Annotated in this window: 10 protein-coding genes; 2 read left to right on the top strand and 8 right to left on the bottom strand. The window is 58.9% G+C overall.

The genetic code is table 11. From position 1 onward, the window contains the following. Positions 1-15: 15 nt before the first annotated feature. The 8 genes from AC3EMD_RS05010 to syd form a co-directional block, all read right to left on the bottom strand. A complete protein-coding gene (locus tag AC3EMD_RS05010; protein WP_032731169.1) occupies positions 16-1,155 on the bottom strand; it encodes a glycerate kinase in 1,140 nt (379 codons plus the stop codon). 72 nt (positions 1,156-1,227) lie between these two features. Beyond that, complete coding sequence (gene gudD, locus AC3EMD_RS05005; protein WP_008806250.1) at positions 1,228-2,568, bottom strand: glucarate dehydratase; 1,341 nt, start codon at positions 2,566-2,568, stop codon at positions 1,228-1,230. 17 nt (positions 2,569-2,585) lie between these two features. Further along, the gene (locus tag AC3EMD_RS05000) at positions 2,586-3,926 is read right to left on the bottom strand and encodes an enolase C-terminal domain-like protein (protein WP_012540724.1); all 1,341 of its coding nucleotides are present in this window, start codon (positions 3,924-3,926) and stop codon (positions 2,586-2,588) included. Next, positions 3,923-5,281, bottom strand: coding sequence for an MFS transporter (locus AC3EMD_RS04995; protein WP_008806252.1), 1,359 nt, complete (start codon positions 5,279-5,281; stop codon positions 3,923-3,925). Before AC3EMD_RS04995 ends, AC3EMD_RS05000 begins: the two co-directional genes overlap by 4 nt. A 471-nt stretch (positions 5,282-5,752) precedes the next feature. Beyond that, complete coding sequence (locus AC3EMD_RS04990; RefSeq protein WP_008806253.1) at positions 5,753-6,196, bottom strand: flavodoxin; 444 nt, start codon at positions 6,194-6,196, stop codon at positions 5,753-5,755. A gap of 4 nt (positions 6,197-6,200) precedes the next feature. Beyond that, positions 6,201-6,995, bottom strand: coding sequence for a tRNA pseudouridine(65) synthase TruC (truC, locus tag AC3EMD_RS04985; RefSeq protein ID WP_218809503.1), 795 nt, complete (start codon positions 6,993-6,995; stop codon positions 6,201-6,203). Next, positions 6,995-7,324, bottom strand: a complete 330-nt coding sequence (locus AC3EMD_RS04980) for a YqcC family protein (protein ID WP_008806255.1) — start codon at positions 7,322-7,324, stop codon at positions 6,995-6,997. The genes truC and AC3EMD_RS04980 overlap by 1 nt, the downstream gene beginning before the upstream one ends. A gap of 632 nt (positions 7,325-7,956) precedes the next feature. Next, on the bottom strand, positions 7,957-8,502 hold the full coding sequence (gene syd, locus AC3EMD_RS04975) for a SecY-interacting protein (RefSeq protein WP_008806256.1): 546 nt from the start codon (positions 8,500-8,502) through the stop codon (positions 7,957-7,959). A 68-nt stretch (positions 8,503-8,570) separates the two neighbouring features. On the opposite strand from syd, the gene queF reads away from it, so the two are divergent. Together queF and ppnN are read left to right on the top strand one after the other, a co-directional pair. After that, positions 8,571-9,416, top strand: coding sequence for an NADPH-dependent 7-cyano-7-deazaguanine reductase QueF (gene queF, locus AC3EMD_RS04970; protein WP_044649723.1), 846 nt, complete (start codon positions 8,571-8,573; stop codon positions 9,414-9,416). Between the two features lie 111 nt (positions 9,417-9,527). Continuing rightward, the gene (gene ppnN / locus AC3EMD_RS04965) at positions 9,528-10,895 is read left to right on the top strand and encodes a nucleotide 5'-monophosphate nucleosidase PpnN (RefSeq protein ID WP_008806258.1); all 1,368 of its coding nucleotides are present in this window, start codon (positions 9,528-9,530) and stop codon (positions 10,893-10,895) included. Positions 10,896-11,095: the final 200 nt, after the last annotated feature.

Here is an 11,095-nt window from a genome sequence, read left to right as displayed (position 1 = left end):
CGCACCTTATCCGGGTTACCGCTTACCGCCCATCTGCAAAACCGCGGCGACGTTACGCGCCGTCATCCGCAGGTTGGCGGCGGCATTGGCCAGCGCTTCATCCAGGGTACAGATGGTATATAACACGCTGAATACCGCATCCAGTCCGTGCTGATGCACCACCCCGACATCGGCGGTAAGGCTGCCGGCAATCCCAATCACCGGAACGTTAAAACGCTTCGCCACCTTCGCTACTCCCACCGGCACTTTGCCGTGGATCGTCTGGCTATCGATACGCCCTTCGCCGGTGATCACTAAATCGGCATCCGCCACCCGCGTCGCCAGTTGCAGCGCATCGGTGACGATCTCAATGCCCGGGCGCAGCGTTGCGCCACAAAACGCATACAGCGCCGCCCCCATGCCGCCCGCCGCGCCACCGCCTTCCAGGCTCAGCACATCGATATCTAAATCGCGGGCGATAATCCGGGCATAGTGCAGCAGGCCGCTGTCGAGGCGGTCGATCATCTGCGTCGTCGCCCCTTTTTGCGGGCCAAACACCGCGCTGGCCCCCTGCGGGCCGGTTAGCGGGTTGGTGACGTCGCAGGCAACCTCAATCCGGCAATCTGCCAGCCGCGGATCGAGTTCGCTAAGGTCGATACGCGCCAGCGTCTCCAGCGCGCCGCCCCCGGAGGCGATTTGCTGGCCGTCGGCGGTCAACAGTTTCGCCCCCAGCGCCTGCGCCATCCCGGCGCCGCCGTCATTGGTCGCACTGCCGCCAATGCCAATAATGATCTGTCGCACGCCGGCGTCCAGCGCGTGGCGGATCAGCTCCCCGGTCCCCCAGGAGGTGGTCAGCAGCGGATTACGCTGCGCCGGCGGGACGCTCTCCAGCCCGCTGGCTGCCGCCATTTCTATAAAGGCGCACTGGCGATCGCCGGACAGCCCATAAAATGCCTCAACCGGTTCACCCAGCGGCCCGGTGACCGTCAGCGGAACCTGATGCCCGCCGGTCGCCGCCACCATGGCTTCCACCGTCCCTTCACCACCGTCGGCAACCGGCAGCTTGACGTACTCCGCGTCAGGATAAATCTCGCGAAAGCCTTGCTCTATCGCCGTGGCCACTTCCAGCGCGCTCAGACTCTCCTTCCAGGAATCCGGTGCGATCACTATTTTCATGTGCTGTCCTTACTCTGAGCCAACCCCTGGCGCTGTCGCGCAATGCCGGCCCCCGCAGAGGCCGGCGGCCATTTAGCGCACCATGCATGGACGCTTGTTGTCAAAGGTCCAGCCCGGGATCAGATACTGCATCGCCATCGCATCGTCGCGGGCGCCAAGACCATGTTTCTTATATAGCTCATTTGCCTGCATCACGCGGTCCATATCCAGCTCAACCCCCAGGCCCGGGGTACTCGGTACCTGCACCATACCGCCTTTGATTTCAAAAGGTTGTTTGGTCAGACGCTGGTTGCCCTCCTGCCAAATCCAGTGGGTATCAATCGCGGTGATTTTGCCCGGCGCCGCTGCCGCGACATGGGTGAACATCGCCAGCGACACGTCGAAGTGGTTATTGGAGTGCGATCCCCAGGTCAGGCCGAACTCATGGCACATCTGCGCCACACGCACCGACCCCTGCATGGTCCAGAAGTGCGGGTCCGCCAGCGGGATATCCACCGACTGCAGGGACAAGGTATGGCCCATCTGTCGCCAGTCGGTGGCGATCATATTGGTCGCGGTCGGCAGGCCCGTCGCGCGGCGGAACTCGGCCATCACTTCGCGGCCAGAGAAACCTTGTTCGGCGCCGCATGGGTCTTCCGCATAGGCCAGCACGCCCTTCAGCTGTTTACCAATCTGGATGGCTTCCTCCAGCAGCCAGGCGCCGTTCGGGTCGAGAGTGACGCGGGCATTCGGGAAGCGTTTCGCCAGGGCGCTGATCGCCTCAGCTTCTTCAAAACCGGCCAGCACACCGCCCTTCAGCTTAAAGTCGTTGAAGCCATATTTTTCATACGCCGCTTCCGCCAGGCGGACCACCGCATCCGGCGTCATCGCCTCTTCATGGCGCAGGCGATACCACTCGCACTGCTCATCCGGCTGGCTCTGATAGGCCAGCGGCGTGGCGTGGCGGTTGCCGACAAAGAACAGATAGCCCAGCATTTCGACTTCGCTGCGCTGCTGGCCATCGCCAAGCAGGGAAGCGACATTGACGCCAAGGTGCTGGCCCAGCAGGTCCAGCAGCGCCGCTTCAATCCCGGTTACCACGTGAATGGTGGTACGCAGGTCGAAGGTCTGCAGGCCGCGGCCCCCGGCGTCGCGGTCGGCAAACTGGTTGCGCACCGCGCCCAGCACATTCTTGTACTCGCCCAGCGTTTTGCCCACCACCAGCGGCGCGGCATCTTCCAGGGTCTGGCGGATTTTTTCGCCGCCGGGGATTTCGCCGACGCCGGTATGCCCGGCGTTATCTTTGATAATCACAATATTGCGGGTGAAGTACGGGGCGTGCGCGCCGCTCAGGTTCATCAGCATGCTGTCATGGCCGGCAACCGGGATCACCTGCATGGTCGTAACAACGGGCGTTGAAGTGAAAGTCGTCATAGCATCATCCTTTTTAATTAGTGGCGGCCGAAAACGGGACGTTTGCGGTCGAATGTCCAGCCGGGGATCAGGTACTGCATCGGGCCTGCGTCGTTGCGCGCGCCGCCCGGCAGCGCTTTATAGGCCTCATGGGCTTTGCGCACCTGCTCCCAGTCAAGTTCCACGCCGAGTCCCGGCGCGTCTGGCACGGCAATCTTGCCGTGAATAATCTGCAGCGGATATTTGGTCAGGCGCGCGTCGCCCTCCTGCCAGATCCAGTGGGTGTCAATGGCGGTGGGGTTGCCCGGCGCGGCGGCGCCCACGTGGGTAAACATCGCCAGGGAAATATCAAAGTGGTTGTTGGAATGGCAGCCCCAGGTGAGCCCCCAGTCGTCACACAGTTGCGCCACCCGTACCGCGCCGGAGAGCGTCCAGAAATGCGGATCCGCCAGCGGGATGTCGACGGCATTGAGCATCACCGCATGGCCCATTTCACGCCAGTTGGTGGCGATCATATTGGTGGCGACCGGCAGCCCGGTGGCACGACGGAACTCGGCCATCACCTCCCGGCCGGAGAAACCTTGCTCGGCACCGCACGGATCTTCGGCATAAGTCAGGACATCCTGCAGCCCTTTGCACAGCGCGATGGCCTCATCCAGCAGCCAGGCGCCGTTCGGGTCGACGGTGATGCGCGCCTCCGGAAAACGCTTTTTCAGCGCCCGCGCGGTGTCGATCTCCTGCTCGCCGGGCAGCACGCCGCCCTTCAGCTTAAAGTCTTTGAAACCGTAGCGATCCTGGGCGGCTTCCGCCAGACGCACTACCGCCTCGCTGCTCAACGCCTGCTGATGGCGCAGGCGGTACCATTCATGATCGCCCGGCGTATGGTCCAGATAGCCAAGGTCGGTTTTCTGCCGATCGCCAATATAGAACAGGTAGCCCAGCACGGTGACGGCATCACGCTGCTTACCCGGCCCCAGCAGCTCGCAGACCGGCACCTTCAGCACCTGGCCGAGCAGGTCGAGCAGCGCCGCTTCCAGCGCCGCCACCGCGTTAACCTTCAGTTCGAAGGTCCATGCCCCTTTGCCGAAGGTATCGAAATCCGCCGCCTGATTGCCTTTGTGCACCTGCTGCACTACGCGATTGAGTCGGGCGACCTCCTGGCCCACCACCTGCGGGATCGCCGCCAGCAGCGTCTGGTAGATAACCTCCCCGCCGGGCGCTTCGCCAACGCCGGTGTGGCCGGCATTATCGGTCAATACCACGATATTGCGGGTAAACCAGGCGTTGTGCGCCCCGCCGATGTTCAGCAGCATGCTGTCGTGCCCGGCCACCGGAATGACCTTCATCTCTGTGATAATCGGGCTGGATTGGGTAGTCATGATGAGCGCCCCACCACAGGTTTCAGTTCGATGCGTTTGATATCGCCCACCAGCACCAGGTAGCTCAGCACCGCCACCAGGGCATGGATGCCGACGTAGATCAGCGCGCCGTTGAACGAGCCGGTGGTGCCAACGATATAGCCGATGGCGATGGGAGTGACGATACCGGAGATATTGCCGAACATGTTGAACAGGCCGCCGGAGAGACCGCTAATTTCTTTCGGCGCGGTATCCGCCATCACCGCCCAGCCGAGCGCCCCGATCCCTTTGCCGAAGAAGGCCATTGCCATAAAGCCGATCACCATCCACTCCACGTTGACATAGTTACACATCAGCATGGTCATGGAGAGCAGCATCCCCAGCACGATCGGCGTTTTGCGCGCGATGTTCAGCGAGCCGGTGCGGCGCATTAACCAGTCGGAAATCACCCCGCCCAGCACCCCGCCGACAAAGCCGCACACCGCCGGAACGGAGGCGACAAAGCCGGCTTTGAGGATCGACATGCCGCGCGCCTGCACCAGATAAACCGGGAACCAGGTGATAAAGAAGTAGGTTAAGGCGTTGATGCAATACTGACCGATATAGATGCCGATCATCATCCGCGATCCGATCAGCTGTCTGATCTGTCCCATTTTGACGCTAAACGGCACTTTCTGCGCGCTACTCTTCTGATCCATGTTGATCAGCGCCCCGCCTTCGGCGATATAGTCCAGCTCTTTCTGGTTCACGCCCGGATGGTTGTTCGGATCGTGGATCACTTTCAGCCACACAAAGCTGATCACAATCCCCAGGCCGCCCATAAAGAAGAACACGTGCGACCAACCCACCTCATGCGTCAGCCAGCCCATGATCGGCGCGAAGATAACGGTGGCAAAGTACTGGGCGGAGTTAAAAATCGATACCGCCGTCCCCCTCTCCTGCGCCGGGAACCAGGCGGCGACGATACGGCTGTTGCCCGGGAATGACGGCGACTCGGCAAGGCCGACGAGGAAACGCAGAGTGAACAGCGCGATGATAATGCCAAAGCCGCTGAAGATATCGACGAAGCCCTGCAGCAGGGTAAACATCGACCAGATGAAGATCGACCAGAAATAGACGCGCTTCGAACCGAAGCGGTCAAGCAGCCAGCCGCCCGGGATCTGGCCGATGACATACGCCCATGAGAAGGCGGAGAACACATACCCCATGCCAACAGGATCGAGGCCGATATCTTTGGCCATTTCTGAACCGGCGATCGACAGCGTCGCCCGGTCACCATAGTTAAAAGAAGTGACGATAAACAGCATCACCACTATCCAGTAGCGGGCGTTGGTGCGCTTTTCAGCCGCCGTCGCCGCCTGACTTAATGAACTCATTGTTGTACTCCTGAATCATAGCGTTTAGCTACGTTCATTCTGAACAGCACAACCTGTAGGGTAATCAGAATGACGTGGTCGTGTTTTGATAGTTGTCGTTATATCTGGCACTGCATTTATCACTGGCTGGAGCAGTATATGAAGAGGCACACCGCGGCTCACCGTGCATCTACACAGCTTTTACGCCGCTATTGCAGGTGGTTTGTGGCGAATGCCTGAAAGAATGGGGGGAAGTTCACGGAAATGAAAAACCAGCGCCGCTGGAGCCGCAAAGCACAGCAAAAAGGGCCGGAGTGTGAAATACCTCACTTGACCCGGTGAAACTGGCTGGCTTAAGCCATGATATTGCTAAGGATATTGTGGCGTTTGCCTAAAGGCGTGGCGCCAGGAACGCGCTACCATTTTGACGTCCGCGTATCTGGCCGCGACGTATTGAAAGAGCGCCCTCTGCGTAGGGAGAGGGCAGCGCTTTTATTCGAGCAGGGTGGCCCACTGCTCAACCCACGGATTGGAGACGCTCTCCGGCTCCGGGTCTTCGCTGGCGTCAATCTTCAGCATCTCGCCGATGCGCTTCGCGCCCTGCTCCTGCAGTAGCTGGTCGAACTTCAGCCCGCCGCCGCAAAAGTTAGCATAGGTGCTGTCGCCGAGCGCGATAATGCCGTAGCGCAGATGGGGCTGATACATATCTTTCATCCCCTCATACAGCGGAACAATGCTGTCCGGCAGATCGCCCTGCCCGGTGGTGGAGGTGACCACCAGCACATATTTACCCGTATAGGATTCCCAGTCGTTGACCTGCGGATCCTCGTACACGGTTGCCTTGTGTCCCAGTCCGCTGAGGATCGCTTCCGCTTCTTCCGCGACCAGCAGCGAGTTGCCGTACATGGTGCCGACAAAAATTCCGACTTCCGCCATGCTATTATCTCCCTGGATTGACCTTATTCCCTTCATCCTGACCGCAGTCGTCGGCAAACTCAACCCTTTCATTTAGCGGGAGAAGCCCGCGCCAGCCAAACTGCGACAGGGCGCGCATCCAGACCTCGTCAAAACCAGCGCGCAGGGTCAGAGGCTCGCCGGTAAAAGGATGGGTCAACGACAGCTCGCTGGCGTGCAGCATCAGGCGGTGACAGCCGAAATGTTCTGCGGCGCTGCGGTTTTGCCGCAGATCGCCGTGCTTGCTGTCGCCAAGGATCGGATGACGCAGATGAGCAAGATGGCGGCGCAGCTGGTGCTTGCGGCCGGTTTTCGGCTCCAGTTCCACCAGCCCGTAGCGAGTGGTGGGATAACGCCCGGTTGCCACCGGCATCTCCACCGTCGCCAGGCCGCAGTAGTGGGTCACCGCCGGCTGCGGATCTTTGTCCTCACGAGCAAATTTATCGGCGATTTTATCCAGCTCTTCCACCAGCGGGTAATCCAGCAGCGCTTCGTCCATCAGCCAGCCGCGGACGATCGCATGGTAGCGCTTCTGGATCTGATGCTGTTCAAATTGCTGCGCCAGCAGGCGGCCCGCCTCGCTCGACAGCCCCATCAGCAGGACGCCGGAGGTGGGCCGGTCGAGACGATGAGCGGTAAAAACGTGCTGGCCAATCTGGTCGCGCACGGTCTGCATCACCACCACTTTCTCGTCGCGATCGAGCCAGCTGCGATGCACCAGCCAGCCCGAGGGTTTATTGACCGCCACCAGCCAGTCGTCCTGGTAGATAATCTCCAGCATCAGGCCTGCTCACCGGCAAACAGCGCGTCTAACAGCAGAAGTTCCGCCAGCATGGATTCGCGGACCGGGTGGGCCTGATCCAGAGCCATCTCGTAATAAGGCGCAACGGCAAAATTTTGCGGCAGCGGCTGACCGCTCTCCAGCAGCTGGTGCATACGCGGGATCAGGACCCACTGCAGCCACTCCAGCGGCTCCAGGGTATCCAGGCAAAACGGCTTATCGCTGGCGAAGGCGCTGCTGTCCGGCGCCGTCGCCTGCCAGTGCTCTGTTTCGCGCAGCAGGGCTTCAATGGCGCGCAGGCGATCGCGCACGCTATCATGAAGAGTCATGGGGAAACCTCGATGAGTTAAAAACCGGGCGCAGGATAGCAAATCCGCAGAAGAAATAAAAAAAGGGAGCACTGTATAAACAGTGCTCCCGGTTCGTTTTGCAGCATTCCCGCTACATTGGTGCTCCCTGCTCGTCCTTGAAAACTTTTCCTGAGGTCTCCTGACCAATGTTCATCCATAAACTCGCGCATCCTGCTTTCACACCACCCCGATGCGAAATGACTTATCCTTAAGTTTGTCCCGATCTTCCTGATCCACCGTTCATCCTGAGCGGCTCTCGTTCTCCATCCTGGAGGTGTCCATTACGCGTTCCTGCGTTATCCTTGCTTCATCCTGAAGCCTGTCCTTGCAACGCCATCCTGGCGGGTCCTGCAGAAGCGCCATCATCCTGATGTTCGCTTCATTTCGCGACTTCCTGTCGACAGACATAGGATCACTGATTCTGCCTCGTCTTACAACCCTTCTTGAGACAATCTCTTAAGATTAGTCCCCACTCAAAAGGACGAAAAAATTAAGATCTGATTTGATACCAATGACTTATAAAAAAAAGAAGGGATTAAATTTGCCTTAAATGATGACGATCTCTTACAGGTTTTGTAAGAGATCTCTCACAAACGACCAGGTAGACTGGATTACAGAACCGGCTCAAGGTGGCTGAGGAAACTCGCAAGCGAGGGGGAAAGCGTGATGCGTTTGGCGGTGCCGAGGGTCTCTTTGATCACCTCGCCGCTGAGATTACAGACGGAAATCACATCCCGTTCACTCTCGAGGGTGGCGATAAACAGCGTCGGCGCCAGCTTCAAGCGCTTCTGTACCACCAGGTGCCCGATTAAGTTTTCCTGCACCCGCTGGAAATCCTCTTCACTCCAGGTCTGCAGCAGCGTCAGCGTTTCGTCGGCAAACCGGCCGGTCATGTCGCCGGCAAACTGAGTGGTATAATAAGAATGAAGCGGCTGTTGTACCACAATATCCAGGGCGCGTTCAACCGCGCTGATATTTTGCGCCAGCGAAAACGGCTGCGGCTGCCAGAATACGGCTTCGCCCTGGGTATCAACGACGCAAGGCGACGGAACGCCGTAAAGCTCTTCACTGCGCGGCAGGCTGTTGCGCTGTTGCTGCCAGGCGGCGCAGTAACGTTGGGTAAAAGCGCGCAGCGCTTCTGCGGTCTGATGGTCCACCGGTTTCTCTCTTCACGTTAGACAGGATACACTGGAGAGATAGTGTACCCGCTTTACTATGGTGAAACATGTCTTCTTACGATAATCATCAGGCGCTGGCCGGCCTGACGCTCGGTAAATCAACCGATTACCGCGATACTTATGACGCCTCGCTGCTGCAGGGTGTCCCGCGCAGCCTTAACCGCGATCCGCTGGGCCTGCATGCCGATAACCTACCGTTCCACGGCGCCGATATTTGGACGCTGTACGAACTCTCCTGGCTGAACGGCAAAGGCCTGCCGCAGGTGGCCGTCGGCCACGTCGAACTGCCCGACACCAGCGTCAACCTGGTGGAGTCAAAAAGCTTTAAGCTCTATCTCAACAGCTTTAACCAGACGCGTTTCGCCAGCTGGCAGGACGTTGCAGAGACGCTGACCCGCGATCTGAGCGCCTGCGCGCAGGGCGAGGTCAAGGTGGCGCTGTATCGGCTGGATGAACTGGAAGGCCAGCCGATTGCCCACCTGCACGGCGCCTGCATCGACGATCAGGATATCGAGATCGATAACTATCAGTTCAGCGCCGACTATCTGCAGGGCGCCGCCAGCGGCAAAATCGTGGAAGAGACGCTGGTCAGCCATCTGCTGAAATCCAACTGCCTGATCACCCACCAGCCGGACTGGGGCTCGGTACAGATCCAGTATCGGGGGGCGAAAATCGACCGCGAGCAGCTCCTGCGCTATCTGGTCTCATTCCGCCATCATAACGAATTCCATGAGCAGTGCGTCGAGCGCATCTTTAACGATATTCTCCGTTTCTGCCAGCCGGAATCGCTTTCCGTTTACGCCCGCTATACGCGACGCGGCGGTCTGGATATCAACCCCTGGCGCAGCAACGGCGACTTTTCCCCCGCCACTGGCCGCCTCGCCCGACAATAATAAATAATTTCACAATATGCGTGCGTTTAGGCGCGCGCAAGGTTGTGGAAACGCCGCTCGCAGGGCTATTGTAATCACAGGAAGACCATAAGCGTCCTGTAAGGAGTTCACTTGATTACACATGTTAGCCCGCTTGGTTCAATGGATATGCTGTCGCAGCTGGAAGTGGATATGCTTAAGCGCACCGCCAGCAGTGACCTGTATCAACTCTTTCGCAACTGCTCGCTTGCTGTGCTTAACTCGGGGAGCCTGACCGATAACAGCAAGGAGCTGCTCTCCCGTTTTGAAAACTTCGATATTAACGTGCTGCGTCGCGAACGTGGCGTGAAGCTGGAACTGATCAACCCGCCGGAAGAGGCTTTCGTTGACGGGCGTATTATCCGTTCCCTGCAGGCCAACCTGTTCGCCGTGCTGCGCGATATCCTGTTCGTTTACGGCCAGATCCACAATACCGTTCGCTTCCCGAACCTCGATCTGGAAAGTTCGGTCCATATCACCAACCTGGTGTTTTCGATCCTGCGCAACGCCCGCGCGCTGCACGTCGGCGAAGCACCGAACATGATCGTCTGCTGGGGCGGTCACTCCATTAATGAAAACGAATATCTCTACGCCCGCCGCGTCGGTACGCAGTTGGGACTGCGCGAACTGAACATCTGCACCGGCTGCGGGCCTGGCGCAATGGAGGCCCCGATGAAAGGCGCCGCCGTCGGCCACGCGCAGCAGCGCTACAAAGACAGCCGCTTTATCGGCATGACCGAACCGTCCATCATTGCCGCAGAACCGCCGAACCCGCTGGTCAACGAACTGATCATCATGCCGGATATCGAAAAGCGTCTGGAAGCCTTCGTGCGCATCGCCCACGGGATCATTATCTTCCCGGGCGGCGTCGGCACTGCCGAAGAGCTGCTCTATCTGCTGGGTATTCTGATGCATCCGGAGAACAAAGCGCAGGTGCTGCCGCTGATCCTCACCGGACCGAAAGAGAGCGCCGACTACTTCCGCGTGCTGGACGAGTTTATCACCCATACTCTGGGCGAGTCCGCCCGTCGTCACTATCGGATCATCATCGACGATCCGGCGGAAGTGGCGCGGCAGATGAAAAAAGCGATGCCGCTGGTGAAAGAGAGCCGTCGCGAGACCGATGACGCCTACAGCTTCAACTGGTCGATTCGCATCTCGCCGGACCTGCAGATGCCGTTTGATCCGACCCATGAAAACATGGCCAATCTCAAGCTCTCCCCGGACCAACCGGTGGAAGTGCTGGCCGCCGACCTGCGTCGCGCCTTCTCCGGGATTGTCGCGGGTAACGTCAAAGAGGTGGGCATCCAGGCCATTGAGCAGTACGGTCCTTACAAGCTGCATGGCGATCCGGAGATGATGCGCCGGATGGACGATCTGCTGCAGGGCTTCGTCGCCCAGCATCGTATGAAACTGCCGGGCGGCACCGCCTATATTCCTTGCTACGAAATCATCGCCTGATTTCTCACTCTCCCGCCGGGGTATCTTCTACAGCCTGCCCCCGGCGGGCTCTCTTCCTCTGACTTCCAGAACACGCTAAAAACCTTTCTGTTATTATTCAGTCACCTGAATCATTTCTACATAGCCAATCGTTTGCGTTGGTAAAAACTGCGACAATTATCACTGCAAAAAATGGTTTTAAGCGCAAAAACGTCGACTAC

The organism is Klebsiella sp. PK18 (genome assembly GCF_057784655.1).
This window is presented reverse-complemented; position numbering and strand designations above follow the sequence as displayed.